The organism is Aliiroseovarius halocynthiae, assembly GCF_007004645.1.
Taxonomy (GTDB): Bacteria; Pseudomonadota; Alphaproteobacteria; order Rhodobacterales; family Rhodobacteraceae; genus Aliiroseovarius; species Aliiroseovarius halocynthiae.
This window is the reverse complement of record NZ_ML660021.1, coordinates 101,336-127,862: the sequence shown is the minus strand read 5'-3', so window position 1 is coordinate 127,862 and position 26,527 is coordinate 101,336. Positions and strand designations below refer to the sequence as shown.

At 57.9% G+C, this 26,527-nt stretch carries 25 protein-coding genes and 1 riboswitch; of the genes, 10 read left to right on the top strand and 15 right to left on the bottom strand.

Features of this window, described 5'->3' with window-relative positions; all coding sequences use genetic code 11:
• The first annotated feature begins 53 nt into the window (after positions 1–53).
• Positions 54–818 carry a MerR family transcriptional regulator gene (locus FIL88_RS11145; protein ID WP_142853948.1) on the top strand — a complete coding sequence of 255 codons (765 nt, stop codon included), beginning with the start codon at positions 54–56 and terminating at the stop codon, positions 816–818.
• Positions 819–1,067: 249 nt separating this feature from the next.
• Positions 1,068–1,275, top strand: a riboswitch (cobalamin riboswitch).
• Between the two features lie 99 nt (positions 1,276–1,374).
• The gene (locus FIL88_RS11140) at positions 1,375–1,770 is read left to right on the top strand and encodes a DUF1636 family protein (RefSeq protein ID WP_142853947.1); all 396 of its coding nucleotides are present in this window, start codon (positions 1,375–1,377) and stop codon (positions 1,768–1,770) included.
• An 18-nt stretch (positions 1,771–1,788) separates the two neighbouring features.
• Here FIL88_RS11140 and FIL88_RS11135 read toward each other — a convergent pair whose 3' ends face one another.
• Both FIL88_RS11135 and FIL88_RS11130 read right to left on the bottom strand, forming a co-directional pair.
• The gene (locus FIL88_RS11135; RefSeq protein WP_142853946.1) at positions 1,789–3,237 is read right to left on the bottom strand and encodes a sensor histidine kinase; all 1,449 of its coding nucleotides are present in this window, start codon (positions 3,235–3,237) and stop codon (positions 1,789–1,791) included.
• Entirely contained in the window at positions 3,234–3,971 is a 738-nt protein-coding gene (locus FIL88_RS11130) for a response regulator transcription factor (protein WP_142853945.1), read from the bottom strand. Before FIL88_RS11130 ends, FIL88_RS11135 begins: the two co-directional genes overlap by 4 nt.
• Positions 3,972–4,193: 222 nt before the next feature.
• Between FIL88_RS11130 and FIL88_RS11125 the strand changes: the two genes are divergently transcribed.
• The 6 genes from FIL88_RS11125 to FIL88_RS11100 all read left to right on the top strand — a co-directional run bounded on the left by FIL88_RS11125 (position 4,194) and on the right by FIL88_RS11100 (position 10,762).
• The gene (locus FIL88_RS11125; protein WP_142853944.1) at positions 4,194–5,438 is read left to right on the top strand and encodes an ABC transporter substrate-binding protein; all 1,245 of its coding nucleotides are present in this window, start codon (positions 4,194–4,196) and stop codon (positions 5,436–5,438) included.
• Positions 5,439–5,500: 62 nt separating this feature from the next.
• Positions 5,501–6,373 (top strand): carbohydrate ABC transporter permease, encoded by an 873-nt coding sequence (locus FIL88_RS11120; protein ID WP_142853943.1) that lies wholly within the window; start codon positions 5,501–5,503, stop codon positions 6,371–6,373.
• A complete protein-coding gene (locus tag FIL88_RS11115) occupies positions 6,366–7,262 on the top strand; it encodes a carbohydrate ABC transporter permease (RefSeq protein ID WP_142853942.1) in 897 nt (298 codons plus the stop codon). The genes FIL88_RS11120 and FIL88_RS11115 overlap by 8 nt, the downstream gene beginning before the upstream one ends.
• 4 nt (positions 7,263–7,266) lie before the next feature.
• The gene (locus FIL88_RS11110; protein WP_142853941.1) at positions 7,267–8,364 is read left to right on the top strand and encodes an ABC transporter ATP-binding protein; all 1,098 of its coding nucleotides are present in this window, start codon (positions 7,267–7,269) and stop codon (positions 8,362–8,364) included.
• 168 nt (positions 8,365–8,532) lie between these two features.
• A complete protein-coding gene (locus tag FIL88_RS11105; protein ID WP_142853940.1) occupies positions 8,533–9,813 on the top strand; it encodes a glycerate kinase type-2 family protein in 1,281 nt (426 codons plus the stop codon).
• 16 nt (positions 9,814–9,829) lie between these two features.
• Complete coding sequence (locus FIL88_RS11100; protein WP_142853939.1) at positions 9,830–10,762, top strand: carbohydrate kinase family protein; 933 nt, start codon at positions 9,830–9,832, stop codon at positions 10,760–10,762.
• Here the strand turns inward: FIL88_RS11100 and FIL88_RS11095 are convergent.
• From FIL88_RS11095 to FIL88_RS11085, 3 genes are all read right to left on the bottom strand, one after another.
• Positions 10,759–11,592 (bottom strand): alpha/beta fold hydrolase, encoded by an 834-nt coding sequence (locus FIL88_RS11095; RefSeq protein ID WP_142853938.1) that lies wholly within the window; start codon positions 11,590–11,592, stop codon positions 10,759–10,761. The two genes, FIL88_RS11100 and FIL88_RS11095, sit on opposite strands and share 4 nt — an antisense overlap.
• A complete protein-coding gene (locus FIL88_RS11090; RefSeq protein ID WP_142853937.1) occupies positions 11,592–13,217 on the bottom strand; it encodes a PHA/PHB synthase family protein in 1,626 nt (541 codons plus the stop codon). Before FIL88_RS11090 ends, FIL88_RS11095 begins: the two co-directional genes overlap by 1 nt.
• A gap of 83 nt (positions 13,218–13,300) precedes the next feature.
• The gene (locus FIL88_RS11085) at positions 13,301–13,792 is read right to left on the bottom strand and encodes a MarR family winged helix-turn-helix transcriptional regulator (RefSeq protein ID WP_142853936.1); all 492 of its coding nucleotides are present in this window, start codon (positions 13,790–13,792) and stop codon (positions 13,301–13,303) included.
• 120 nt (positions 13,793–13,912) lie between these two features.
• Between FIL88_RS11085 and FIL88_RS11080 the strand changes: the two genes are divergently transcribed.
• Both FIL88_RS11080 and FIL88_RS11075 read left to right on the top strand, forming a co-directional pair.
• Complete coding sequence (locus FIL88_RS11080) at positions 13,913–14,512, top strand: YceI family protein (RefSeq protein ID WP_142853935.1); 600 nt, start codon at positions 13,913–13,915, stop codon at positions 14,510–14,512.
• Positions 14,513–14,515: 3 nt separating this feature from the next.
• Positions 14,516–15,088 (top strand): cytochrome b, encoded by a 573-nt coding sequence (locus FIL88_RS11075; protein ID WP_142853934.1) that lies wholly within the window; start codon positions 14,516–14,518, stop codon positions 15,086–15,088.
• A gap of 63 nt (positions 15,089–15,151) precedes the next feature.
• On the opposite strand, the gene FIL88_RS11070 is transcribed toward FIL88_RS11075, so the two are convergent.
• The 10 genes from FIL88_RS11070 to FIL88_RS11025 all read right to left on the bottom strand — a co-directional run bounded on the left by FIL88_RS11070 (position 15,152) and on the right by FIL88_RS11025 (position 26,510).
• Positions 15,152–16,429 carry an ABC transporter permease gene (locus FIL88_RS11070; RefSeq protein WP_142853933.1) on the bottom strand — a complete coding sequence of 426 codons (1,278 nt, stop codon included), beginning with the start codon at positions 16,427–16,429 and terminating at the stop codon, positions 15,152–15,154.
• Entirely contained in the window at positions 16,426–17,346 is a 921-nt protein-coding gene (locus FIL88_RS11065; protein ID WP_142853932.1) for an ABC transporter permease, read from the bottom strand. Before FIL88_RS11065 ends, FIL88_RS11070 begins: the two co-directional genes overlap by 4 nt.
• An 11-nt stretch (positions 17,347–17,357) precedes the next feature.
• On the bottom strand, positions 17,358–18,470 hold the full coding sequence (locus FIL88_RS11060) for an ABC transporter ATP-binding protein (protein WP_142853931.1): 1,113 nt from the start codon (positions 18,468–18,470) through the stop codon (positions 17,358–17,360).
• 127 nt (positions 18,471–18,597) lie between these two features.
• On the bottom strand, positions 18,598–19,731 hold the full coding sequence (locus tag FIL88_RS11055) for an ABC transporter substrate-binding protein (protein WP_142853930.1): 1,134 nt from the start codon (positions 19,729–19,731) through the stop codon (positions 18,598–18,600).
• A 335-nt stretch (positions 19,732–20,066) separates the two neighbouring features.
• On the bottom strand, positions 20,067–20,906 hold the full coding sequence (locus FIL88_RS11050; protein ID WP_142853929.1) for an SMR family transporter: 840 nt from the start codon (positions 20,904–20,906) through the stop codon (positions 20,067–20,069).
• A 4-nt stretch (positions 20,907–20,910) separates the two neighbouring features.
• Complete coding sequence (locus FIL88_RS11045; protein WP_142853928.1) at positions 20,911–22,056, bottom strand: iron-containing alcohol dehydrogenase; 1,146 nt, start codon at positions 22,054–22,056, stop codon at positions 20,911–20,913.
• Positions 22,053–23,435 (bottom strand): aldehyde dehydrogenase family protein, encoded by a 1,383-nt coding sequence (locus tag FIL88_RS11040; RefSeq protein ID WP_142853927.1) that lies wholly within the window; start codon positions 23,433–23,435, stop codon positions 22,053–22,055. The genes FIL88_RS11045 and FIL88_RS11040 overlap by 4 nt, the downstream gene beginning before the upstream one ends.
• Positions 23,436–23,524: 89 nt before the next feature.
• The gene (locus FIL88_RS11035) at positions 23,525–24,877 is read right to left on the bottom strand and encodes a glutamine synthetase family protein (protein WP_142854030.1); all 1,353 of its coding nucleotides are present in this window, start codon (positions 24,875–24,877) and stop codon (positions 23,525–23,527) included.
• A 10-nt stretch (positions 24,878–24,887) separates the two neighbouring features.
• Positions 24,888–25,412: a hypothetical protein gene (locus FIL88_RS11030; RefSeq protein WP_142853926.1), complete on the bottom strand. Its 525-nt coding sequence runs from the start codon at positions 25,410–25,412 to the stop codon at positions 24,888–24,890.
• Between the two features lie 63 nt (positions 25,413–25,475).
• Positions 25,476–26,510 carry a TRAP transporter substrate-binding protein gene (locus FIL88_RS11025; protein WP_142853925.1) on the bottom strand — a complete coding sequence of 345 codons (1,035 nt, stop codon included), beginning with the start codon at positions 26,508–26,510 and terminating at the stop codon, positions 25,476–25,478.
• Positions 26,511–26,527: the final 17 nt, after the last annotated feature.

The window sequence follows — 26,527 nt, the reverse complement described above, 5'->3', positions numbered from 1 at the left end:
CCCTTTGTTTGCGCTGTTGACTCTCACGTTGGGTCAGGCCCCATCGAGGGGTCATGGAAAACCGAATCGAAGAATATACCGTTGGCGAGTTGGCACAGGCTGCGGGAGTAACTGTTCGCATGCTGCACCACTATGACTCGCTTGAACTGCTCAAACCGGCCTTTGTGACCGCCAAAGGGTATCGGATTTATCGGCAGCCTGAACTTCTCAGGTTGCAGGAAATCCTATTCTACCGCGCGGCAAACATGCCTCTGAACGAGATCGCTGAACTTTTGGGCACTGGCAATCGTGTCGAAAGGCTGACCTCGCACCGCGAAAAGGTTGCGAAGGCTTTGTCCGAGCAAGCGGCGATCATTGCCACGCTCGATCGGACCATTGCAAAACTGAACGGAGACGACCCCATGACAATCGAAGACCTTTACAAACCTTTTCCCAAGGAAAAGCAGGCAGATTACGAAGCCTGGCTGGTTGCGACATACGGTCAGGATATGGCCGCAGAGATCGCCAGATCACGCGAAAACCTAAGCGCCGGCAAGGGCGACATTCTGAACTCCCAGAATGAACAACTGAAAGGGATCGAGGCGGAGCTTGTTACCTCTTACGAAGCGGGATGCGACCCTAAATTGGCAAATCTGGCCGCCCATCAGAATTGGGTAGCCGAGATGTGGGGATACCCCTGCACCGCTGCTGCCTATGCCAAGTTGGCCGAACTTTATCTGGCTCATCCTGACTTTATCGCCCGTTATGAAACGCTTTCAGAGGGGTTTAGCCAATGGCTGGCACAAGCAATGACCCTGTGGGCAGAAAGACACAAATAGGATCCAACAAATTGCCGCCGTTCGCGTTGAAGACACAAATAGCGGCAAAGGCCCGACACCTCATCGCTGAGCAGGTCCGGTTGTGGCAGTATTACAAGGCTACGTCCGCAAACTGGCCCAGAAAATCGGACGCGCCGCCGAAAGGGATGCGAGCACCCTGAAGAAGCGCCGGGCGGCCTGCAGCCCCTCTCACATCACTCGACGTCATGACCGCCGGTGCTGACTCCCCTTGACCCATTGCGGAATTTCGTTGAAATGGCCTGTGATGGTTTTCGGGTACCAATTGGGCCCGGAATAAAAGGGAATACGGTGCGGTGCCGCTTGTTGGTGCCAAGTCCGTGACTGCCCCCGCAACTGTAAGCGGCGAGCAACGCTGATATGCCACTGGGACACTCCGGGAAGGCCAGCTTCGCAACGACCCGCAAGTCAGGAGACCTGCCATCGTAACTGAAACTCAACCCGGACGGGGCGTCCGGACAGGAGGTCATGATGGCGATACGGCTTATACCGTCTGAAAACATGTCTGCTTGCGCCCCGCTTCATCGCGGAGGGCGACATGGGCACACCACATCATCACATTACACTTTGCACGACCTGTCCACATACGGGCGACACTTGCCGTGTTGGCTATGACCTGATCAAACGCCTACGCAGCGCAATCGAGGCGGCCGGCGACACGATCACCGACGCGTTCGAGATCTCAGGCACGGCCTGCATGGAAGACTGTGTGCGACCCTGCACCCTCACCTATCACAGCACGCGCGATGCGTCGTATCTGTTTGCAGGCGTCACGGCAGACGATGACATTTACCAGCTAGTGGAGTTCGCACAAAGCTGTGCGCAGGCGGGGGATCACTGGCCGGGACATCAGTGTGACGCATCGCAGCACCAACTTGCGCATGAGCCATCGATGATGTTGGCCGTCGAAGCAGGCGCGGTGGCATTGTCTTAGGCGCAGGGCGCGGTCGGCTTATCGGCGGCAGATTTCCAGACAGGCACGCAGGCCGTGTTGGCCGGTTTCAAAATATAGCCGCCCGCCGTGCTGCTCGGCCACTGTCGCCACAATGGTCAGGCCAAGCCCGAAACCATCAATCGCGCGCGTGTTGTCACCGCGTTTGAAAGGGGCGACGACGGCCTCGACATCCGCAGATGACATGCCGGACCCTTCATCCTCGACCACGATGGTGGCGTGACCCGGTGTGGCCGTCAGTTGCACCGACGCCCGCCGCCCATATTTCAGCGCATTGTCGATCAGGTTCGAAATCGCGCGTTTCAGCGAGATCGGACGCGCTGTAATCAGGATGCGCTGCTGGTCGGGCAAAGATCCAAGACCCGAGGTTGTGGCGAAGACCGACCGCCCCGCTTCCACACTGGGACGTTCCTGCGCGATCAGAGAAACCGGGCGCTCCATATCCTGATAATCCGCCACCAATGCATCCACCAGCGAGGTCAGCGACAGTTTGCGCGGCGTTTCCTCATTCAATTCGGCACGGGTATAGGTCAGCACGCTTTCGATCATCTCGGTCATGCTGTCGATATCCGCCTCAAGCTTCTGGCGCAGGTCCTTTTCCTTGATCAGCGCGGTGCGCAGGCGCAGGCGTGTGGCAGGTGTGCCAAGGTCATGACTGACCCCTGACAGCACCATCGCCCGTTGGGAAATCTGCGCGCGTTCCTGTTCCAGATAGGCGTTTACCGCCAGAACCGTCTCGCGCAATTCCGCCGGGCCTTGCACCGCATAGCTTTCCGGCCCGCCCAAACGCCCGCGATCACGCAGCGCGCTGGCGAAACGATCGAAATAGGACGAGGTATCCAGAACCAGCGTCGACAGGATCGCAGCCGCCACCAATGCCAGCAGCACAGCGGCCAGCCGCAGATCTGTGGGGGCGGTGGCACAGCCCCAGATATCTTGCCCGTCAATCCGCAACCATGGCTGCCCGCCCATCCGTGCAAACAGCACCGGATCACCGCAATACGTGGCCAAAAGACGTGTGACGTTACCGAACTTCTGCGCGGTCGCCTGCCCCTCATCAGACACAAGCTCGGATACGGAATATTGCAGCTTGTTGGACACAATCCCCACACTCAAGGACGAGCCTGACAGCGGATCGCGCCCCGGTCCGATGATCGAGATATTCGTAACCAGCGCAGGCATGGGAATACGGGTCAGCTGCGAAAACGCACCTTGCGTGGCCAAATCGGACTGGTCCTGATCCAACGGCGCGATGTGGATGCCGGCAGGCGGCTCACCCCCAACCCGCAGCGCTTCATACAGCGCAATGCCCGTGACATAGCTGCGGGTCAGGCGATCCTGCCAGGCTTTGGCCGAAGAAAACCACATCCACCCTGCCGCAAATGCGGCAGTGAAGCACCCAAGGATCAGAAGAAACCCAAGTGACCGGATCGACAGACCTCGGCTCATGATGCCTCTTCGGTCTGCACATCGGCGGTAAACACATAACCGGTTCCGCGTTCGGTGCGCAGCATCTCGGGATGTTTGGGATCGTTTTCGATCTTACCGCGCAGACGCCCCACCAGCACGTCGATGGCCCGCCCCGAGGCCTCGGCCCCTTGTCCTTCGCCAGTCACGTCCAGCGAGGTCGCGATTTCTTCGCGCGTTAGCGGGATATGCGGATTGGCCAGCAGCACTTTCAACAGCGCGGTTTCCTTGCGCGACAGCGCGACTTGATAGCCTTGGGGCGACGTCACCTCATCCAGCTTGGCGTCATAGGACCAGCCTGCGAACCGAAAGGTCGAGACGCTGCGGCGATAAACAAGCGATGCGCTTCGCTGGGCACGATGCAGCACTGCGCGCACGCGGGCCAGCAAAAGCTCTGGGTTAAAAGGCTTGGCGATATAGTCATCCGCGCCGACCTGATAGCCCGCCATCCGGTGATGATCTGCCGACAGGGCTGACACAAGAATGACCGGCACATCCTGTTCGCGCCGCAGACGTTCACAGATCTCGACGCCGTTTTCGTCCCCCAGCATGACATCCAGCAAGATCAAATCCACGCGCCCAGCGTCCAGTTGGGCGCGAATGCTGTGTTCGCTGTCACACGGCAGCGCAATAAACCCGCTTTGATGCAGGAACTGGGTCATCATGCCCCGAGTCTCAACGTCATCATCAACGACCAGAAGTCGAGGAATCGCCATGTCATGTGCCTCCCATGTGGCGGATGCCCCGCCACGTCACAATTCATCTGATTGTAACAGCGTGCAACAAAATCAAGTCTTGCGTAACATCACGTAACAAAACTGCCAACTTTCCGACGCGACGCCCCATTCCAATCGATTTGCAGCATTGCACAGACGGGGGTTGGGTCGGCAATGTTTCTGAAGCGCCGCTATCCAAGCGGTGATCTATGGGAGGAAATTATGAAGAAATCCGTATACGCGGCCGTCTCGGCCGTTGCGATGAGCTGTGCCCTGCCGGTAATGGCCGAGCCTCAGGCAGAAGTTCTGCACTGGTGGACATCTGGCGGTGAAGCCAAGTCCGTCGCTGTTCTGCAAAACGAATTCGCCGAAAATGGCGGGACCTGGACCGATATGCCGGTTGCGGGCGGCGGCGGCGACGCGGCCATGACTGCACTGCGCGCACGTGTTCTGTCGGGCAACGCGCCGACCGCCGTTCAGCTGAAAGGCCCTGCCATTCAGGAATGGTATGAAGAAGGCGTTCTGGCTGACATCTCGGCCGTGGCCGAAGCTGAAGGCTGGGCAGACGTTCTGCCTGCATCGATCGCTGGTCACATGATGTGCGAAGGTACGTGGTGTGCTGCCCCTGTGAACGTTCACCGCGTGGACTGGATCTGGGCCAACGCTGACGTTCTGAAAGCCAACGGCATCGAAATGCCCACCACATGGGACGAGTTCAACGCCGCCGCTGACAAGCTGGCAGCCGCAGGCATCACCCCGCTGGCCCATGGTGGTCAGGCTTGGCAGGACGCCACCGTGTTCGAAGCTGTTGCTTTGGGCACCCTTGGCGCCGATGGCTTCAAGAAAGCCTTTGTTGATCTGGACATGGACACTCTGAAGTCCGACAAAATGGTCGCTGTCTTTGACCAGATGCGCAAAATGCGCGGCTATGTTGATGACAACTTCTCGGGTCGTGACTGGAACCTTGCCACCGCAATGGTCATGAACGGCGAAGCCGGTTTCCAGATCATGGGCGACTGGGCCAAGGGTGAATTCCTCGCTGCTGGCAAAGCCCCCGGCGAAGACTTCCTGTGTGCGTCGGTCCCCGGCGATGGCTTCCTGTACAACGTTGACAGCTTTGCCATGTTCAACGTGGACGGCGACGATAAGAAAGCCGGTCAGGACCTTCTGTCCAAGCTGATCGTTGGTCAGAACTTCCAGAAAGTGTTCAACCTGAACAAAGGGTCGATCCCAGCACGTGTAGACGTTGCCCTGGACGAGTTCGACAGCTGCGCCCACCTGTCCGCCAAGGACATGAGCGAAAGCTCGGACAACGGTTCGCTGCTGCCCAGCTATGCCCACGGCATGGCGCTGCGTGGCGCACAGTCGGGTGCCATCACCGATGTGGTGACTGCGCACTTCAACTCGGACATGTCCTCGGCTGATGCCGTGAACCAGCTGGCCGACGCTGTCGCCAACTCCATGTAAACCTCCCTGGCCCCGCGCCTGACCTTCAGGTGCGGGGCCTCTTTTATTCAGGGGTCGTTACAATGACCGAATGGCTTGAACGTCATATCCCCAAGATGGTGCTTGCACCCTCTTTCATCGCCATCCTCGTTTTCGTTTACGGCTTCATCGCCTGGACTGCTTGGGTATCGCTGACCCGCTCGCGGCTTTTGCCAAAGTACGAGATTGATGGCCTCATCCAATATGAGCGCCTGTTCGCGTCGCCCCGGTTTGACACCGCAATGATGAACCTTTTCATCTTCGGCACGCTGTTCATCATCATCTCGATGGTTCTTGGCCTGCTGATTGCCATCCTGCTGGATCAAAAAATCCGCACCGAAGGCGTGTTGCGCACGATCTATCTTTACCCCATGGCGCTGTCGATGATCGTCACCGGTACCGCATGGAAATGGATCATGAACCCCGGACTGGGCATCGAAAAGATGGTTCGCGACTGGGGGTTCGAGAACTTCTCGTTCAACTGGGTCGTTGATCCCGACATGGCAATCTATGCCGTTGTCATCGCCGGTGTCTGGCAGGCCTCGGGCTTTGTCATGGCGCTGTTCCTTGCCGGTCTGCGCAGTGTGGACGGAGAGATCATCAAGGCCGCACAGGTCGATGGTATCCCCAGCTGGCGCATCTATTCTGCCATCATCATTCCGTCGATGGCCCCGATTTTCCTGTCAGCCTTCATTGTGCTGGCGCACCTTGCGATCAAAAGCTTTGACCTTGTCATCGCATTGACCGGAGGCGGTCCCGGCTATGCCACCGACCTGCCTGCCACCTACATGTATGCCATGGCGTTCTCGCGCGGTGACATCGGACAGGCGGCCAGCTCGGCCATGGTTATGATGGCTGTCGTCTTCGCGATCATCGTTCCCTACCTCTATTCTGAACTGAGGACGAAACATGACTGATATTGCGCTTAACACCACTCACGGCCCGTCGCGCAATTGGGGGAAGCTTGCCCTGCGCTGGCTTCTGTTCACCTTGCTTGGCATCTTCGCCCTGTTCTATCTGATGCCGCTTTTCGTAATGGTCACCACATCACTGAAAAGTCTGGAAGAAATCCGCACCGGCAGCCTTGTGGCCTTCCCCCGTGAAGTCACGTTCGAGGCCTGGCGCACCGCGTGGTCCGGCGCCTGTACCGGCATCCAGTGCGAGGGCCTGCGTCCTTACTTCTGGAACTCGGTCATCCTTGCGATCCCGGCGGTTGCAATCTCGACCATTCTTGGTGCGATCAACGGCTATGTAATTGCGCAGTGGAAGTTCAAAGGTGCGAACCTGATCTTCTCGCTGATGCTGTTTGGCTGCTTCATCCCCTTCCAGGTGGTGCTGCTTCCGATGGCACGTATGCTGGGCATCATGGGCATCGCCGGCACCATTCCGGGTCTGATCTTTGTCCACGTGATTTATGGCATCGGGTTCACCACGCTGTTCTTCCGCAACTACTATGTGTCGATCCCACAAGAGCTGGTGAAAGCCGCAAAGGTGGATGGCGCTGGGTTCTTCCGGATCTTCTGGTCGATCTTCCTGCCCCTGTCGCTGCCGATCATCGTTGTGACTGTCATCTGGCAGTTCACCCAGATCTGGAACGACTTCCTGTTCGGTGTGTCCTTCAGTCAGGCTGGCACTCAGCCCATCACCGTGGCCCTGAACAATATCGTAAACTCGACCACCGGCGTGAAGGAATACAACGTGGATATGGCCGCAGCGATCATCGCCGCCCTTCCCACGCTTCTTGTCTATGTCGTCGCTGGCAAATATTTCATCCGCGGACTGACCGCGGGTTCCGTGAAAGGTTAATCCCATGGCCCCCATTCTGGACATCAAGAACCTCTACAAGAACTATGGGTCCGTCGAGATCCTCAAGGACATCAACGTCGCCATCGAACCCGGAGATTTCTTGGTTCTGGTCGGCCCCTCGGGCTGCGGCAAGTCCACGCTTCTGAACTGCATCGCAGGGCTAGAGCCGATCACCAGCGGGTCAATCGACATCGGTGGCCGCAACATGACCGAGGTCAGCCCAAAGGATCGTGACATCGCCATGGTGTTCCAGTCCTACGCACTGTACCCCACCATGTCGGTGGCCAAGAACATCACCTTCGGCATGAAAGTGCGTGGGGTGGATCAGGCCACGCAGGATCAGAAACTTCAGGAAGTGGCCCAACAGCTGCAGATCGAACAGCTGTTGCATCGTCGCCCCGGTCAGTTGTCGGGTGGCCAACGTCAGCGTGTCGCCATGGGCCGGGCGCTGGTGCGTGATCCCAAACTGTTCCTCTTCGACGAGCCGCTGTCGAACCTCGACGCCAAACTGCGGGTCGAGATGCGGACCGAGATCAAGAAGCTGCACCAGAACCTGAATGCCTCGATGGTCTACGTGACGCACGATCAAATCGAAGCCATGACGCTGGCCACCAAAATTGTGGTCCTGAAGGGCGGCGTGGTGCAGCAGATCGGATCGCCTGCCGAGATCTATAACCGTCCGGCCAACCTGTTTGTTGCAGACTTCATGGGCAGCCCGGCGATGAACCTGATCCCGGCGCGTGCAACCAAGAACGGTGCAGGCACGCAGATCGAAATCACCCGCGAAGGGGCCGAGCCTTTGGTCCTGACCGACACCCATGCGCACGACCTGCCCGAGGATGTAATCCTTGGCCTGCGCCCGGAAGACATTGCCGAGGCAGGCTTCCGCGCAGGCGAAGACGTGCAGACCGCTGACTGCATGATCGAAATGGTCGAACCCGCCGGCGCCGACACGTTCGTCGTATCGCATCTGGGCGGCAAACAGGTCACCGCGCGTCTGCACGCTGAAACCAGCGCGCTGCCGGGCAAGAACCTGTCACTGGCCTTTGATCTGGGCAAAGTGTCCTATTTCGCACCTGACAACGGTGAGCGGTTGAACTGAGCCCAACGTTCGACGGTTAGATAGGAAGATGTGAGACCCGCGAGTTTTCTCTCGCGGGTCTTTTGTATGCAACTTCCGTGCACGGGGTGTCGACTATTCCGCACTTGCCCTATCAGGATCCATCTGAATACTATCGCTGGCACCCGCGCCACTTTGACCGAGACCACGATGACTGACCTCTGTGTTGATGCGCTGCGCCAAGCCACGCATCAGATCTTCATGAAAGCGATCGAAGCCGCTGACCCCGCGTGCGCCATCAAGCACACAGTTCGTCATGCGCCATTTCCAACGCCGGGTCCGGGTGGAAAAAGCATCGTGATCAGCATCGGCAAAGCTGCCCCAGCAATGATGCAAGAGGCGTTGAAGCACGTTGATGGCGCATATAGCGCATTGTGCGTCACGCATCCCGAAAACAGAGACACGGTTGACGGGGCAAGAGTAATCTATGGCGCGCATCCGGTGCCGGATGAAACCAGTCTGGCTGCGGGACAGGCAGTGGCAGATCTGTTGTCGCAGGCCGGGGATGCGGATCAGGTGATCGCACTGATTTCAGGCGGAGGTTCAGCACTGATGGCCCTTCCGGTGCCGGGGATTTCGATCGCAGACAAGGGCCGGGTCAGCGCAGCACTTCTGGGCGCCGGCGTCGAGATCACCCAAATGAATCTTGTGCGCCAGAAGCTTAGCCAACTAAAAGGCGGCGGGCTGTTACACGCCGCACATCCAGCGCCCGTGTCCGCCTATATCTTGTCAGACGTGATCGGCGACGATCTGCGTGCGATTGCCAGCGGGCCCACCGTAGGCCCGATTGGAACCCGGGAAGAGGCCTTTGCGATTTGCAAAAAATCCGGGATCTGGGACGATCTTCCAGCCGCGGTACAGATTCATCTGTCGCAGGCCGAACCCAAAGAGACACCTCTTTCAGCGGTTCAGAATATTCTTATCGGCTCGAACGGTCACAGCCTACGCGCGGCACAGGTGGCAGCACGGAAGGCTGGTACGGTTCAGGTTGTCTTCGACATGCTGACCGGTGATGTCAAAAACGCCGCCACCACGCTTTTGGACGCAGCCAATTCTGCCCCGTCAGGCACCACCACGGTGTTGCTGGCGGGCGGCGAGACCACTGTGCATCTGACCGGAAACGGGCGCGGAGGGCGCAACCAAGAGCTTGCAATGCACGTGGCGATAGGCGCGGACAAACGTGGGTTGGTTGGTGACTGGGCGTTTCTTAGCGGCGGCACAGACGGGCGCGATGGCCCTACCGACGCGGCGGGCGGAATTGTTGATGCAACCAGCCTTGCACGGATGCGCAGCGCGGGCGCAGATCCTGCGGCGCTTTTAAGCAACAATGACAGCTATGCAGCGCTTGCGGCCTCGGATGATCTGCTGATGACCGGTGCGACTGGCACCAATGTCGCTGATATCCAGTGCCTTATTATCTCGAAACCCTGACGACGAAAGACAGCACATGATCATCTGTTGCGGAGAAGCCCTGATCGACATGTTGCCCGTGGACGTGGGTGGCAAATCTGCCTTCGCACCTCATCCCGGCGGTGCGGTGTTCAACACCTCAATCGCGCTGGGTCGCTTGGGCGTACCGGCGGCACTGACATCGGGCGTCTCGACCGATATGTTCGGCCAGTTGTTGGTGGATGAAGCCGATGCCAGCAAGGTTCACACGCGGTATCTGGCGCGGGTGGACCGCCCCACCACACTGGCCTTCGTGCGGCTGGTGGACGGGCAGGCCCGCTATGCCTTTTATGACGAGAACACTGCCGGGCGGCTTTTAACAGCGGAGGAGCTGCCCGCCCTGCCTGATACTTGTTCCGCGATGTTTTTCGGCGGGATCAGCCTTGCGGTTGAACCCTGTGCCGACACCTATGCCAACCTGTTGACCCAAGCGCCCGAGGATTGCGTGGTCATGATGGACCCCAACATCCGTCAGGGATTTATTGGAGACGAAGCCACCTATCGTGCGCGTCTGGCGCGGATGATGGCGCGGGCAGACATCGTAAAACTGTCGGACGAGGATTTGGATTGGCTGGTGCCGGGCGAAGTCCCAATTCCGCAGAAGGCCGCACAGCTTCAGACAGATGGTCCGGGGGTCGTGGTCATCACAAAAGGGGCCGATGGCGCCGAGGCGCTCTTGCCAACCGGGCGCACGGTCAGTGCCCCAGCAGCACAAGCTGCCGTTGTCGATACGGTCGGCGCGGGTGATACGTTCAATGCCGGGCTTCTGGCACAACTGCATGAAGACGGTTTGCTGACGCGGGCGGCGCTTGCCGGGATCACGGACATGCAGATGACCCGCGCGCTGACCAAAGCGGCGCGGGTGGCAGCCATCACCGTCTCGCGCGCCGGGGCAAATCCCCCATGGGCGCACGAGCTTGCGGAAGCTTAGTCTTTGCCCAAGAAGGCCGTAACCTCGGCCCCGACGTCCTGTCGCTGGGTGTACATCAGAAGATGCCCAGCAGGGTATACATGCAGCTTGGCGTTGGGCAGCATGTTGGCCAGCAGGATCTGATTGGCAATCGGGATCAGCCCATCGAATTGCCCTGCAATCACCAGCGCGGGCTGGGTCAAAGACCGTAACCACGGCAGGCTGGTCCATCCAAGCATCGCCCGCACTTGCGCGAAATACCCTTCAGGGCTGGGGCGAATGGCGTGTTTCGAGTATTCGCGGAACTCGGCCGGTGCAAACATCGCCTCGCCGCCATACATCAACGGGCCGACAAAATCTCCATAGGCCTTACTGGTAAAGCGCAGCGGGAACATGATTTCGGACAGGGCGATAGGCGTGCCCCACCAACTGCCAAGGCCACCTGCTGAACAGATGGCCAGAACCAGTTTCGCCACCCGATCCGGAACGGTATGGGCGATTTGCTGGGCCAAGGCGCCGCCCCAAGAGATGCCAAGAATGTCAAAATCCTCGACCCCGATCTGATCCAGCACCCGCAGCGTGAAATCGGAATAATCTGGAATGGTCGAGATGCCGTCGATCATATGCGACCGCCCCGTACCGGGCATGTCGATCGCGATCAGGCAGCGACCCTCGACCTGATCCAGCAGGGGCAAAAGCACCTCGATGGATTGGGCAAGACCGTTGCAGACCAAAAGCGGCGGCAGGTCCGAGTCCACGACCCGATGAAAATAGCGGATCTTCGCGCCATCCACCTCGATCATGTGGAACTTGGATGTGTCGATGGTCTCGATCACTTCTTGCACGCCCATTAGCGCTCGCCCTCGTGCACATAGGTGCCAGGTGCGTCTGCCAGTCGCTTGTATTTGCGGTTGCCCAGCGTCTTTGCAGGCGCCGCGCGTTCGGCCTGGTTGTTCTGGTCCAGCCACTCCAGCCAATGCGGCCACCAGCTTCCGTCAGTCAGGGTTGCGCTGCTCTGCCAGCTTTCCGCGCTGGAGTTATCCGAACCTGCAACCCAGTATTTGCGTCGCGTCTTGGCCGGGTGATTGATGATCGTACCCGATACGTGACCACCTGTGGTCAGCACAAATTCCGTTGGTCCCGACACCAGATCTGTCGCCGTGAACGAGGTTTTCCACGGCACGATGTGGTCGCCATCCGCAGCAAGGAAATAGCACGGCACGTCGATGTTTCGCGTATCGACCGGCGTGCCACAGATGGTCAGCGCACCCGGCTGCATCAGCTTGTTCGCCAAATACATCTCTTCCACATAATAGCTGTACCACTTGGCGGGCAGGTTCTGCGTGTCGGCGTTCCAGTAAAGCACATCAAACGGCGCGGGTGCTTTGCCCATCAGATAGTTCGAAACCACAAAACCCCAGATGCTTTCATTCACGTGCAGCATCGCCATTGCGTTTGCGATGTCACGCCCCAGCGCGACTTTTTCAGACTTCAGCCGCTGGTTATAGGCTTCGACCTGCGGTTCATCGATGAAGACTTTGACCTGCCCCGGATCTGAAAAATCGATCATGGATGACAGGAAGGTTGCGGTGCCGACCTTGGCTTTCAGGTCCTCCGGCATGACGGCCAACGCGGCGATCAACATAGTTCCGCCGTTGCACCAGCTCATCATATCCACGGCATCGGATTTCGAGATATCGGACACCGCGGTCAGCGCTTCGAACACTCCGCCTGCAACATAGTCATCCCATCCTTTGTCACCGCTTTCTGGCATAGGGTTGCGCCATGCGATCATGTACACGCTTTGCCCTTGCTCCAGCAGATAGCGGACCATGGACTTCTTTTCATTCAGATCGAAGATGTAGAACTTGTTCACGCAGGGCGGCACGATCAGGATCGGCGCTTTGCGGGTTTTTGCGGCCATCGGCGTGTATTGGATCAGTTCGATCAGATCATTGCGGAAGACAACCGACCCCGGCGTTGTGGCAAGGTTCTTACCCACCTCAAATGCGTTTTCATCCGTGGTGCTGATATAGCCCTTTTCCAAATCAGCCAGCATATTCTGACAGCCGTCGATCAAGCTTTGCCCACCGGTTTCCTGCGCCAGTTTCTGCGCTTCCGGGTTAGTGGCCAGAAAGTTCGACGGGGACATATTGTCTGCCGCCACACGGGCATAGAAGCTTAGCTTGTCTTGTTCGTGATCCGACAGACCAGCATTGTCAGCCATGTCCACCATAGCTTTGGCAGTTAATTCATAGGAATGGCGTAGAAGCGGGAAAATGCCTTCGTTCCACGCGTCGTCCCGGAAACGATGATCCTTTGACGGCGCGATCGCGTCGCCCGCCTTAAGCGCAGTGGTCATCCACAGCTTCGCCATATCCTGCTGATAGGTCATCCATGTTTCCGCCCACGCCCCCATCGGGTTCGTGCCAGATTTCCCCATCTCTTCAAGCATCTTGAAAAAGTCCTTGGACATGCCGCGCCTTTCCTGATTCCCGTGTGTTGCGTCGCATTATCCCACCGAAATGCTTCACGAGTTTTTCAATGCCCGGAATTTGGTCAGTTTTCAGCGCCGTCGCGTGCCGAATTCAACTTGCCCTGAAGTTTCTCGTCTTTCTCAGGAATCAACGACGCCAGACCTTCGATAAGTCCTGAAATATGCGCGTCGGGCACTTTGTCTTCGATTTGCGACAGCATCAGGCGGCCATAGACTTCCCACATTTGGGCCCGCAGCGCCTTTCCATCATCCGTAATCCGCAAGACCCGACCGCGCCGGTCGCTTGGCGCGGGGCATTGTGTGACCAGCCCATCATCCACCATGCGCTTAATCGTGCGCGACAGGTTGGGCTGATCAAACAAAGATTGGCTCTCAAGTTGGTTCTGGCGCATCCCGTCCTTGGCCCGTTCAAGCGCCCACAAAATATCGTACCACGCTGCCGACGGCAGCCGGGCGCGTTTCAGCTCGGCCTCGAATGTTTGCGTCACCCGTTTATGCGCAATGTTCAGAAGCACCCATATCGCTGTTGTCTGATCATTTGGCTTCTTGTCCATCTCACATTCCCGTTACCAAGCCCATCAACGCCTTCCCTAGCGCCGCGCATTTAGATACATGCACATGCATCTATTAATCCATCCCACGTTGCCCCGCAACATGACAAAGGAGCTGTCACAATGAAACCTCTTCTGACCGCCGCTGCCCTTGGACTGGGCCTTGCCGCTGCTGGAACCGCCACTGCCGAGATCTATAAGTTCGATCCCGGCCACACCGAAATCCGCTTCTACTATAACCATGCAGGCCTGTCCGAGCAGTCCGGCCAGTGGAAAGTGATCGGTGGTGAAGTTGACTTTGACCCGGCGAATGTCGCCGCCACCAAAGTGACTGTGACCGTGGACCCGGCCAGCATCGACACCGGCGTTGGCCCGCTGGATGATCACCTGAAAAGTGCCGACTTCTTTGACGTCGAAAACTTCCCCGAGATCACGTTTACCTCGACCGGGGTCGAGCAGACATCCGACACCATGATCACTTTGGTGGGTGACCTGACGATCAAGGACAACACCAAGCCGATCACCATGAACTTCACCCTGAACCACAATGGTCCGCACCCGCTGGGCGAATTCTTTGACTATTACCAAGGCGAATGGATCGGCGTTCAGGGCACAGGTGACATGCTGCGCTCGGACTATGGCGTGGGCATGTTCGCGCCCGTGACATCCGACGAAGTCCGTCTGGAAATCTCGGCCGAGATGCGCGCGGGCGGCTGGGAATAATCCATGCGCCTGACGAACACGACACAAAGCTGGGGCGCGCTTGCGCGCCTCCTGCACTGGGCGATTGCGGGGATCATCCTGTATCAATTGGGGATGGGCGTCTGGATGACGCAGTTCGTGACCGATGCTTTGGCGCAGTTTCCATTGATTCAGACCCATAAAAGCTGGGGGTTTGTGGTGTTCGTGCTGGCTGTGATCCGCGTGATCTGGCGACTGCTCAATCGAAGCGCCCCGGACCTTCCGGCGCATATGCATCCATTGGAAAAAATGGCGGCAAAGCTGGGCCATCTTGGGCTTTACGCGTTGATGTTCATCATGCCGCTTTCGGGGTGGTTGATGGCCTCGGCCTCGCCTTTGCAGGATCGATTTGGCGTGAAGAACAAAGTCTTCAATTGGTTCGAGATGTACGACCCTTTCGTGCCGGGAAGCGAAGCCCTGTCGACCTTCTTTGCACAGGTGCATTTCTATTCCGCCATTGCCCTTGGGGCCCTGTTGTTGGGCCATGCAGGTGCTGCGCTGTGGCATCATGTCCATCACAAAGACGATGTGCTGAAACGCATGACTTGGGGCAAATAACCCACCACAAATGAAAAGGCCCGGCGCAATGCCGGGCCTTTCCGTTTTCAAGCAGCGGAACGATCAGTTGTCGTCAGTCCCAAGGGAATTCGGGGCAAACACATTCCCGAAACCCGAGTTGTTCGACGTCCCATCGGCCCCCTCATCCGATGCACCTTCGTCCGCCCCCTCGTTATTCAGCGTGTTCGGAGCGAACACCCCACCGAAGCCCGAGTTATTGGACGGCTTAGGCGCTGTCTGAGTTGCCCCACCTTCCGCACCTTCAGCAGCAGCTTTTTCTGCAGCTTCTTTGGCACGGCGGTCACGCAGTTCCTGAATACGCTTCTCTGTCTCGAGGCGCTTTTGTTCCTGCACGTTGGCGATGCACTGATCGGGGCTGTAAGCCATGGCCGACGCCGTCACCGACACCACACCTATCACCAACACGATCAAGGCAATCGCGGCTGGATTGCGGCTGATGATGCCGGGCACCTCGATCTTACCAGCCAATTCACCAACAGTGGCATCCTTGCGGGCATCCGCGATCATCTTCTTACGCTTGATGTTCGCTTCGTTGATCAAGGCAAAGAACACCGTCAGCGCCACGATCATGAACGCCAAAGCTGAAATCGCCGGCGTAATCCCGTAACGCACTTTCTGCGCCAGCTCGATCGTCAGGGTTGGATATTCGCCGAACGTAAACGTGGTGGTGTTGTAGTTCTCGAACGAGGCCAAGAACGCCAGCACCGACGCCGACAAAAGCGCGGGCATCATGAAGGGCATCAGCACCTTGCGGAATGCCTGAGCATGGGTGGCACCCAAGTCCAACGCAGCCTCGGTCAGCGCAATGTCATAGCGCTGAAGGCGGGCCACCAGCACTAGCATACAATAGCTGGCGATGAAGGTGGACTGACCGATGATGGTCAGGAACAACCCGTTTGACAGGAAGCTGTCCGCGCCCAGTCCAAGCATCCGGTTGATCCGATCCCAGAACACCAGCGTTGAGATGCCGATCACTACGCCCGGAATAAGGATGGGCGCAATGATGATCGTGTAATAGGTCGCCCGCAGCTTGGGCCAGATCTGTGTGAGCATCAGAGCCCCCGCCAGACCCATCGACACCGAAAGGATTACCGTGCCAAACCCGACAAGGATCGAATTCCAGATCCCATTCAGAATGCGCTCGTCCCTAAACAGCTCGCCAAACCAGTTGAAGGTCAGGCACTCCCACGGTGTCATGCGCGGGAAGCTAGGCGAGTTGAACGCCGTCACCGACATGATGATCAGCGGACCAAGCAGATAGGCGAAAAAGATTCCCAGATAGACCCAGATGGATACGCGAATGATTTTATCAGTTGTCATTTGCCAATATCCCCCATGTTCACCTTGAACAGGCGCATCACAGCCAGCACCAGCAGGATACAGGTGACAAGCAGAACGATTGCGTAGGCAGCGCCTTGCGGCCAATCAGAGTTGTCGTTGAACTGCTGATAGATCAGCTGCGTGAACCACAGGCTGGACGGACCCCCAAGGATTTGGGGCGCGGCCAGAGCACCTGCAGACAGCATGAACACCATCGTACAGCCCGAACTGATGCCCGGCTTGGCATAGGGAATGACCACCCGCTTGTGAATGCGCCACCACGGGGCGCCAAGGTCACGCGCGGCCTCGATCTGGTTGTGATCAAGGCTTTCGATCACGTTGTAGATCGGGAAGATCATCAGAAGGATATAGGCGTACCCAAGACCCGCATAGAGCGCGATGTCGTTGCGGATGAAGTCAAAGGGTGTGTCGAATATCCCAGACCCCACAAGCAGCGTGTTCAACACCCCGCTTTCGCCAAAGATGATCCGCAACGCGAAAGCGCGCAGGATCTCGTTAATCCAATAGGGGATGATCAGCATCAGCGCGAAAACACGGATGTGATTGCCCTTGGTCTGACCCAGATAATAGGCAATCGGATAGCACAGGATCAGGTTGAAGATCGTCACACAGACGGCCGCCACCAACGTGCGGAAGAAGACTTTCAAATCCACCGCGTTATAATCCTGCGACCCGCCTTCTGGGCCATAGATCAGATATTTATAGTTTTCGAGTGTATAGACGTCCTTCGGCCCACCGATCTCGGGCGGGGGAAGGTTCGGACGGAACGAAAAGTCGAGCATCGACAGCTGAGGCAAGATAATCAGGCCAACGGTCCAGAAAAGGACCAGACCCAGCATCAAGGATCCCATCAGCGTGCCGTTCCGGTTGAAGAATTCCTTCAGGAAACCTGGCATCGCTCCACTCCTTATTCCGCGGCCAATTCGCCGGCGGGAACCGCAACGGCGTTGTTCACGTCATATTCCAGCGTCATGTCCTGACCCGAGTGGTCATCGAACGACTGGCCGTGGTTCGGGATTGCAACCTTCAGCTCTTTCCCGCCGTCGCCTTCCATGAAGATGTTGAACGAGTTGCCTTCGAATTCTTCGTGGTTGACCTTAGCGGTGACGAAATGATCGCCCTGCGTGCCGGTGGGCGCCAAGGACAATGCCTCGGGACGGATGAACATCATGGCATCATCGCCCACATTCATCTTGCCCTGATTGGCGGTCGAGATCCGCGACAGCAGATCGCCCGAACGGTTGGTTCGGATGAGGGCCTGATCACCGCGAACCTCTAACACCTTGCCGCGGAAGACGTTGTTTTCACCCACAAAACTGGCAGCAAAAGCGGTTGCCGGATCGTTGTAGATGGTTTTGCCATCAGCGATCTGGTCGATCACGCCTGCCCGCATCACGGCGATATCGTCTGACATGGTCAGCGCTTCGCCTTGGTCGTGCGTGATATAGATGAAGGTAATGCCGACGCGTTTCTGAATTTCACGCAGCTCTGTGCGCATGTGCTGGCGCAGCTTCAGGTCAAGCGCGGAAAGCGGTTCGTCCAATAGCAGCACATCAGGTTCGGCGCACAGCGCACGGGCAATCGCCACACGCTGACGCTGACCACCTGACAATTCGCTGGGCAGCTTGTCACCCTGACCGGGCAGCGCGATCATGTCCAACAGCTCGTCCGCACGTTTGCGACGATCACGGGCCGAGGCCCCAGCGATCTCCATCGAGAACGTGATGTTTTCCCAGACTTTCATTAGGGGAAACAGGGCTAGGTTCTGGAAGATCAGCGCGGTTGGGCGCTTGTTCGGCCCGATGCCCTTCATGTTGTTGCCGCCAATCAGCACATTACCTTCGCTGGGCTCAAGAAAGCCCGAAACGGCACGCAGGATCGTGGTCTTGCCACAGCCCGATGGCCCCAGGAACGAGAAGAAGTCGCCCCCCTTGATGTGCACATTCGCGTCGCGCACAGCGACGAAATCTCCAAAGCGGATCCAGAGGTTTTCAAGATCGACGCCTACTCCGGCACTCATATGGTCTCTCCCCATAGACGGGTCGTTCACGCGCTGATCTCAGGCGTGCGACCGTGTTTTCCAGACGTTTCAGTCAGTTTGGTAAGGCGCCCCCGCCCATTGGCGGAGGCACGCGCTTTCAAGTCGCTTAGGCGCTCTTGAACTTGTTGACGAACTCGGTACGCACATCAGCATACCAAGGCGCTTCAGCCGGCCATGGGTTCAGATTGGCAAGGCTTTCACCCGGATAGGCTTCCGAGAAGTTCTTTTTATAGGTGTCACCCGAATAGGTATCGGCACCCAGAACCGGCGAGTTATAACCGTGGCTGTCAATTGCAACGCCAGCTGGCTGCTGACGATAAGCGTATTCGATGAAGGCATAGACCTGCTCTTCATTCGACGCGCCGACAGGCATAGACATACCGTCAACCCACGCCATCGCACCTTCAACAGGCGCCTGATAGTGTACTGGCTCGCCTGCCGATTTCAGAGCAAGCGGCGGACCATCCCAAGTTTGACCAACCACAACGCCTTCGTTCAGAAGACCGTTCTTCTGGGTGTCGGCATCGTTCCAGATCAGCTTGATGCGGTTCTTACGCGCAATACACCAGTCAGCGATCTGACCCCAAACTTTGCGCATGGTGTCTTCGTCATTATAGGCGGCCCAAACCGAGCCCGGCTCCATCTCGCCCGAGGCTTCCATGTACAGGCCAGCACCCAGCATCATCGAGTGTGCGCGACCCATGGTCTTGCCAGCGTTTTCTTCCGACCAGACGTCGCCATAGCTGGGTGCGTCACCCGCTGGCAGCCATTTATCGGTACGATAGGCAATGCCTTCGGTGCCCCAGATATGCGGCAGCCAGTGCGCGCCGCTGTCGCCAAAGTTCCATGCATCGGTGCCGATCTTTGCCATCGCCGGGTTCACCGCGTCGATGTTTACTTTCGCCAGATCGAAGGGCTTCAGAAGCTCCAGCGGCTCCCACTGCAGCGAACGGTTGTTGGTCGGCGATACGATGTCGAAGCCTTGACCTTTGGTCGCTTTCATCTTGTTGATGATTTCTTCGTTCGAACCGATGCCGGTGTAGTTCACCTTGATGCCGGTCTCGCCCTCAAAGCCCGCGATGAACTCGGGCGGCAGATAGTCCGACCACATCAGGATGTTGATCTCGCCCGAGGACGCCAGTGCGTTCTTCACGTAGAGCGGCGTCGCCAGTGCGGCGGCACCCATCGTGGTCGCGCCTTTCAGCACGGAACGACGACTGAACTTGTTATCTGTTGTCATTTTCTTCTCCCGTTGGTTTTTTCTTTTTTGTCTTGCGACAGTTTTTTTCATTATCCGGCGCACCAATAGCGCCAGCTGTTGTCGCTTGTTCGGTCCAGTTTTGATGTAATGCTTGGGCTTTTGGCAAAATGCCGGGCAGTAACTGACGTCAGGCCCAGCTTTGAAACTGATTTATTCCTTTGCTTTCAGACTACTATATACCCAGATTAAAACTGGCTACATCAGCATCCCACCCTTCGATTTCATCTGGACCGACTCCTCGACCACTATAAGAAGTGAACGCCTTGAAAGGGGTATGTGTCAACAGCTTAGACCTAGCTCAATTCGAATCCTCATCAGATCGAAAGACCAATCAGTGCCACCCCCCCGGCCATCAGGACAGCCGCCAGCAACCTGCGGTGCCAGTTGCCTTCGCCCAAGAAAACAAACCCAATCAATGCGGCGAAGATGACCGATGTTTCACGCAAGGCCGACACCGCCCCAAGAGGCGCGAAATTCTTGGCGTAGAGGACAAGACCATAGGCGGTCATCGACACCATACCGCCCAGTATGCCGATCATCCATGTGCGCCTGGGCAGCGCAAGCAACGCACCTCTGCGGCGCATGGCCACGAAACCGGTGATGAAGATATGCAAAACCGAATGCCACGCCCAATAAGACAGCGTGTCACCCGACAGGCGCACGCCGACCCCGTCCACCAGAGAATAGCCCGAAATGCAGACCCCCGTGCCAAGCGCGAAAATCAACGCCGCCCGTCCGACCCCATGGCGAAGCGCTGCCCAGCTGGAAATCTGTATGGCCACCGCGATCAGCGCGATGCCGAACCATGCTTGCGCGGGCAGAACCTCGCCCACGAACAGCATCGCCCAAAGCGACACCAGTGCGGGGACAATACCGCGCGCAATCGGATAGACGACGCTGAGGTCTCCGTGCTTATAGGCCTGCCCCAGCATATAGAAATAGCCGAAATGGATCACTGTGGACGTGATCAGATAGGGCCAACTTTCGGCTGACGGCCATGGCAGCACCGCCACCATGACCAGGCCGGGGATCACGTGGCCCAGAGCCACCAAACCCAATGTGGCTGTCCGATCCCCCGCCGTTTTCACGATGGTATTCCATGTGGCGTGCAGCAACGCCGCCGACAGGATGATCAGGACAATGCCCGTGGTCATCGAGTCAGATCACATCTTCAAACAGTTGGCGCAGATTTTCACGCGTCAGTTCGACCGGGTTACCGCCACAGCTGGGATCCTTAATAGCCCCTTCGACCAGTGCATCCATCTGATCGGCGCTCACGCCCATCTCGGAAAGCTTGCGGGGGATTTCGAAACTATCATTGAAATCCTGCACGAAGCTTTGGAAACCTTTGAAGCCGCCGTCGATGCCCAGATAGCCCGCAGCACGGTCGAACCGATCGGCGATTTCACCCGTGTTGAACTCCAGCACGGCAGGCATACAGACCGCATTCGTGGTCCCGTGGTGGGTGTTGAAAATAGCTCCGACAGGGTGGGATAACGCATGAATTGCGCCCAAGCCCTTTTGGAACGCAGTCGCGCCCATCGCGGCGGCGGACATCATGTTGGCCCGTGCCTCAAGGTCGGTGCCATCTGCATAGGCGCGCGGCAAATAGTCGATGACCAGCCGCATGCCTTCCAGCGCGATGCCTTGGCTCATCGGGTGATAGTGCGGGCTGCTGAAGGCCTCGACACAATGGGCAAACGCATCCAAACCTGTGCCTGCGGTGATGAATTTCGGCATTCCCACGGTTAGCTCAGGATCAGCAATCACGACGGCTGGCAAAACCTTGGGGTGGAAGATGACTTTCTTCTCATGCGTCTCAGAATTCGTGATGATCGAGGCACGACCCACTTCCGAGCCCGTCCCCGCCGTGGTCGGCACCGCGATGATCGGCGCAATCGCATCTGAATCCGCACGAGTCCACCAGTCGCCAATATCTTCGAAATCCCAAATCGGACGTGTCTGGCCTGCGTAGAACGCAACCATCTTGCCCAGATCCAGCCCCGAGCCGCCCCCGAAAGCGATCACACCATCGTGGCCGCCCGCCTTATAGGCTTCGACACCCGCATGCAGATTGATCTCGGAGGGGTTCGGATCCACGTCGCTGAACATGCCACGGCCCAGACCGGCGGCCTCCATAATGTCCAACGTGGCCTTCGTGATCGGCAGATCTGCCAAGCCTTTGTCGGTCACCAGAAGCGGGCGCTTCATGCCCGCCTGCGCACAGGCCTCGGGCAATTCCTTGATACGGCCTGCGCCGAATTTCATAGCGGTCGGATAGGACCAGTTTCCAACAAGGCTCATGATGTCACCTTCTTCAGATGGTAGGATTTCGGGCGTGTCAGGTTGTGGAAGCCGATCACGGACAGCCCCCCTCCGCGCCCAGTGTTTTTGCAGCCGGTCCAGCACAGGCCAGGATCAAGATAGTCGGCACGGTTCATGAAAACTGTCCCGGTTTCGACCTGATCGCCCACGCGCGCGGCACGATCCACGTCGCTGGTCCACAGGCTCGCCGTCAGACCGAACTCGCTGTCATTCATCAGCGCGATGGCTTCATCATCGCTGGATACCTTCATGATACCCACAACGGGTCCAAAGCTTTCGTCCCGCATCACGCGCATAGCATGGGTCACATTGGTCAGGATCTGAGGCGTCAGATACGCGCCACCATTGTCGCTCGCAAACGAGGCAATATGCGCCGTCGCCCCCTGTTCGACCGCTTCTGTGATCTGGGCCCGGACCTCTTGCGCAAAACGCACATTCGCCATCGGCCCCATCGTGGTCTCAGGGTCCAGCGGGTTGCCCAGCTTATAGCCCTTCACGATCTCAACAGCCTTGGCGACGAAATCATCATACAGGCTTTCATGCACGTAAATCCGTTCGATCCCACAGCAACACTGACCCGCGTTGAACATGGCACCGTCGATTAGCGTGTCGACCGCTGCGTCCAGATCAGCGTCTTCCATGACATAGCCCGGATCCTTGCCGCCCAGCTCGGTTCCGACACCGGTAAAGGTGCCCGCAGCCGCGCGCTCCATCGCCTGACCGCCACCAACCGATCCGGTGAAGTTCACGAAATCAAAAGCGTTGCCCGCGATCAGATCATTGGTCACGTCATGCGACAGGAAGACATTCTGGAACACATCGGCGGGAACCCCGGCCGAGGCAAATGCGGCCGCCATCCGCTCGCCCACCAACAGGGTCTGCGTCGCGTGCTTCAACACCACCGCATTGCCAGCAATCAGCGCAGGCGCGACGGTGTTGATCGCGGTCATGTAGGGATAATTCCATGGGGCAACGACAAAGACCACGCCATGCGGCACGCGTTTGATATAGCGCTTGAAGGTCGCATCCTCGCCCACCTCGATATCAGCCAGACTGTCTGCCGCGATCGACGCCATGTGGCTGGCGCGCTCATTGAACCCGCCGAACTCTCCGCCATAGCGCACCGGGCGGCCCATCATCTGGGCCAGTTCCGGCACAATCTCGTCATTCAATGCGCCAACGGCGGCAACGCCCGCCATCACCAGCTCGACCCGCTCGGCCAATGGGCGCGCTGCCCAGTCTGCCTGTGCGCTGCGGGCACGCGCTACGACCTCTTGCGCCGCGCCCAGCGACAGCACCTCGCGCTCGGCAAAGACCGATCCATCGATCGGCGAGATACATTTCAACATCTGGCCCATGCCATGTCTCCATTCTCTAAGGGATCAAATCCCTTTTTCTTGTCACAAATATCCTGGGGGTCTGGGGGCTAGCCCCCAGCCTGATTCCGTTACGCCCGTTCGAACCCACGTGCGATTTCCCAATCGGTCACGACGCGGTCAAACTCTTCAATCTCGACTTCCGCAGCGCGCGTGTAGTGATCCACCACATCATCGCCCATCGCGGCCCGTAGCATCGTTGATCCGTGCATTGCATCGCGTGCTTCGCGTAGATTGCCTGGGATCATTCCGGTTTCCCCCTGATAGACATCGCCAGTGGTTGGGGCCTGAAGCTCCAAACCTTCTTCAATACCAGCAATACCTGCGGCCAGCATTCCGGCTATGGCCAGATAGGGGTTCATGTCCGATCCAGGGATGCGGCATTCCACGCGCACGGCCTTGGTGCCATCGCCGCACAGACGGAAGCCCGCCGTCCGGTTGTCCACGGACCAGATGATCCGGGTGGGGGCAAAGGTGCCCTTCATGAAGCGCTTATACGAGTTGATATAGGGCGCCATGAAATAGGTGTAATCCGGCGCGTATTTCAAAAGACCCGCCATGTAGGACTTCATCAGGGCTGACATACCCAGCGCGTCATCCGCGTCGTAGAACACGTTTGCCCCATCCTTCCACAGCGACTGATGCACATGGCTGGACGAGCCCACCTTGTCATGGTGCCATTTAGGCAGGAAGGTCGCGGCATGCCCCTGCTGCCATGCGATCTCCTTCACCGCGTGTTTGGCAATCGTGTGATACTCGGCATTGTCCATCGCGGGGGCGTATTTGATGTTCAGCTCTTCCTGACCAGTCTCAGCCTCGCCCTTCGAGTTTTCGATCGGCAGACCGGCGTTCCACAAGTGATTACGGATCGGCCGCATCACGTGTTCTTCCTTGGTGGTCTGCAGAATGTGGTAATCTTCGTTATAGCCCGAGATCGGGGTCAAATCGCGGAAGCCGCCTTTGCTGATCTCGTCAAAGCTCTTCTCGAACAGAAAGAACTCCAGCTCGGTCGCGGTCATGGCGTCGAAGCCCAGCTCGGACAAACGCGCCACCTGACGCTTCAGGATCGCACGCGGGGAATGAGGCACCTCGGCATGCGTATGGTGATCAAGGATGTCGCACAACACCAACGCCGTCCCCTCAAGCCACGGCACCGGGCGCAGGGTCGACAGATCAGGCTTCATCACATAGTCGCCATACCCATTTTCCCACGAAGTCGAGGCATAGCCTTCCGGCGTACCCATCTCTAGGTCTGTGGCCAGCAGGTAATTGCAGCAATGGGTTTCCTCATATGCACCAGCCACAAAATGGCCGGCATGGAAGCGCTTGCCCATCAGACGCCCCTGCATATCCACCAAACAAACCAGCACCGTGTCGATGCTTCCGTCTGCCACTTGCGCCTTAAGATCTTCGAAACTCAGCATGCTTTCACTTTCATTCTCCGGTGCCATTTGGCAACTCCGTTTGGCTTACAGGTTCTACAGGCTGCTCAGAGAATACCGACATCGCCAGTGCTCGCATCTCATCCAGATTTGGCTTGCCCTCGTAGAAACCAAGAGTGGCATGGCTATTAGGTTCATACAGATCGGCATGATAAAGCCTGTCATCACCTGTGGAGCCCTCACCATCGAGACCCATCGCTGTCAGAGCATAGGAACCGATAGACACCACTCGCATCAAGCAATCGCCCTCGAACTCAGCGAATAGGTATGCTTTCGCGTATTTCCCTTTGAGTGGTCCGAAAAGTACTTCATGCACTTCGCGGCCCCGCGAAGTGGGATAGGCGTCTACGACTTTGAACTCCTGGGGACCGGGATTTGTGAAACCCGACCATCTGTAATCTGGACAGCTATCTGCTGCTTGGGCCGCCAAAGGGACGGTCGCCCAACCAAGCGTTGTCGAAATCGCTACCACCAAAAAGCAGCCGCGCTTAAATGCTGTTCGTAGCCAAGGAAACATCAGTTGTCTTTCAGTTAGGTTGGCAGAGCCCTAAGGTCAGAGCTCTGCCGGATTGCTTACACCTTAGCCATAGCGATAGGGCCGTCCAGCCTTCTGCATGTCGGCGTTATACTTGCGGAAGATCTCGACCACTTTGGCCTTGGTCGGGCTTTCTGCAGCGATCTCGTCCCAGAAGGCGACGGCGGCCTGTTCGACCTGCGCCCATTCTTCATCCGGGATGGTGGTCAGCTTCATCTTGTCGCCGTTGACGCGCAGGCTGGCTTCTCCGCCCCAATACCACCACTGGCGATAATAGTGCGACTGGTCACAGCAAACGCGGAACAGGGTTTGCAGATCTTCCGGCAACTCGTTCCAACGATCCAAGTTGGTGAAGAACGACCCAGCCCATGCGCCCGAGATGTTGTTGGTCAGGAAATAGTCAGTCACGTCTGCCCAGCCCACGGTGTAGTCTTCCGTGATGCCCGACCACGCCACGCCGTCCAGTTCGCCTGTTTGTACAGCGACCTCGATGTCTTCCCACGGCAGGGTCACGGGGACCACGCCGAACTGCGACAGGAAGCGACCTGCAGTTGGGAAGGTGAAGACGCGCTTTCCCTTCAGATCGGCCAGCGAATTGATCGGATCCTTGGTGGCAAAGTGGCACGGGTCCCACGATCCGGCGCTGACGTGTTTGATGCCAACGGCCGAGTATTCCTCGTCCCAGATCTCATTCAGGCCGTACTGGTTGAACAGGACCGGCACGTCCAGCGAATAGCGCGAGGCGAAGGGGAAATAGCCGCCGAACACGGTCACATCCGTGGGCGACGCCATCGAGTCATCATCCGACTGCACCGCATCAATCGTGCCCTTCTGCATAGCGCGGAACAGCTCGCCTGTTGGGACCAACTGGTCCGCATAGAACAGTTCGATCTGCATGCGATCGCCTGCGATCTGGTTGAACATCTTGATTGCCGGATCGATCACGTGGGCTGCCAGCGCGGGGCCTGCATAGGTCTGCATGCGCCATTTGATCGTGCTTTGTGCAAGTGCGGGTGTCGCCAATGGGGCGGCGGCCATGCCAACCCCGGCGGTAGTTAAGAACTTACGTCTTGTCGTCATTTCTTCTCTCCTAGTTG

What these genes read in the sequence shown, in the direction of transcription:
- FIL88_RS11145 (WP_142853948.1), top strand. Translation starts at nt 54, where the DNA reads ATGGAAAACCGAATCGAAGAATATACCGTTGGCGAGTTGGCACAGGCT.
- FIL88_RS11140 (WP_142853947.1), top strand. Translation starts at nt 1,375, where the DNA reads ATGGGCACACCACATCATCACATTACACTTTGCACGACCTGTCCACAT.
- FIL88_RS11135 (WP_142853946.1), bottom strand. Translation starts at nt 3,237, where the DNA reads ATGAGCCGAGGTCTGTCGATCCGGTCACTTGGGTTTCTTCTGATCCTT.
- FIL88_RS11130 (WP_142853945.1), bottom strand. Translation starts at nt 3,971, where the DNA reads ATGGCGATTCCTCGACTTCTGGTCGTTGATGATGACGTTGAGACTCGG.
- FIL88_RS11125 (WP_142853944.1), top strand. Translation starts at nt 4,194, where the DNA reads ATGAAGAAATCCGTATACGCGGCCGTCTCGGCCGTTGCGATGAGCTGT.
- FIL88_RS11120 (WP_142853943.1), top strand. Translation starts at nt 5,501, where the DNA reads ATGACCGAATGGCTTGAACGTCATATCCCCAAGATGGTGCTTGCACCC.
- FIL88_RS11115 (WP_142853942.1), top strand. Translation starts at nt 6,366, where the DNA reads ATGACTGATATTGCGCTTAACACCACTCACGGCCCGTCGCGCAATTGG.
- FIL88_RS11110 (WP_142853941.1), top strand. Translation starts at nt 7,267, where the DNA reads ATGGCCCCCATTCTGGACATCAAGAACCTCTACAAGAACTATGGGTCC.
- FIL88_RS11105 (WP_142853940.1), top strand. Translation starts at nt 8,533, where the DNA reads ATGACTGACCTCTGTGTTGATGCGCTGCGCCAAGCCACGCATCAGATC.
- FIL88_RS11100 (WP_142853939.1), top strand. Translation starts at nt 9,830, where the DNA reads ATGATCATCTGTTGCGGAGAAGCCCTGATCGACATGTTGCCCGTGGAC.
- FIL88_RS11095 (WP_142853938.1), bottom strand. Translation starts at nt 11,592, where the DNA reads ATGGGCGTGCAAGAAGTGATCGAGACCATCGACACATCCAAGTTCCAC.
- FIL88_RS11090 (WP_142853937.1), bottom strand. Translation starts at nt 13,217, where the DNA reads ATGTCCAAGGACTTTTTCAAGATGCTTGAAGAGATGGGGAAATCTGGC.
- FIL88_RS11085 (WP_142853936.1), bottom strand. Translation starts at nt 13,792, where the DNA reads ATGGACAAGAAGCCAAATGATCAGACAACAGCGATATGGGTGCTTCTG.
- FIL88_RS11080 (WP_142853935.1), top strand. Translation starts at nt 13,913, where the DNA reads ATGAAACCTCTTCTGACCGCCGCTGCCCTTGGACTGGGCCTTGCCGCT.
- FIL88_RS11075 (WP_142853934.1), top strand. Translation starts at nt 14,516, where the DNA reads ATGCGCCTGACGAACACGACACAAAGCTGGGGCGCGCTTGCGCGCCTC.
- FIL88_RS11070 (WP_142853933.1), bottom strand. Translation starts at nt 16,429, where the DNA reads ATGACAACTGATAAAATCATTCGCGTATCCATCTGGGTCTATCTGGGA.
- FIL88_RS11065 (WP_142853932.1), bottom strand. Translation starts at nt 17,346, where the DNA reads ATGCCAGGTTTCCTGAAGGAATTCTTCAACCGGAACGGCACGCTGATG.
- FIL88_RS11060 (WP_142853931.1), bottom strand. Translation starts at nt 18,470, where the DNA reads ATGAGTGCCGGAGTAGGCGTCGATCTTGAAAACCTCTGGATCCGCTTT.
- FIL88_RS11055 (WP_142853930.1), bottom strand. Translation starts at nt 19,731, where the DNA reads ATGACAACAGATAACAAGTTCAGTCGTCGTTCCGTGCTGAAAGGCGCG.
- FIL88_RS11050 (WP_142853929.1), bottom strand. Translation starts at nt 20,906, where the DNA reads ATGACCACGGGCATTGTCCTGATCATCCTGTCGGCGGCGTTGCTGCAC.
- FIL88_RS11045 (WP_142853928.1), bottom strand. Translation starts at nt 22,056, where the DNA reads ATGAGCCTTGTTGGAAACTGGTCCTATCCGACCGCTATGAAATTCGGC.
- FIL88_RS11040 (WP_142853927.1), bottom strand. Translation starts at nt 23,435, where the DNA reads ATGGGCCAGATGTTGAAATGTATCTCGCCGATCGATGGATCGGTCTTT.
- FIL88_RS11035 (WP_142854030.1), bottom strand. Translation starts at nt 24,877, where the DNA reads ATGCTGAGTTTCGAAGATCTTAAGGCGCAAGTGGCAGACGGAAGCATC.
- FIL88_RS11030 (WP_142853926.1), bottom strand. Translation starts at nt 25,412, where the DNA reads ATGTTTCCTTGGCTACGAACAGCATTTAAGCGCGGCTGCTTTTTGGTG.
- FIL88_RS11025 (WP_142853925.1), bottom strand. Translation starts at nt 26,510, where the DNA reads ATGACGACAAGACGTAAGTTCTTAACTACCGCCGGGGTTGGCATGGCC.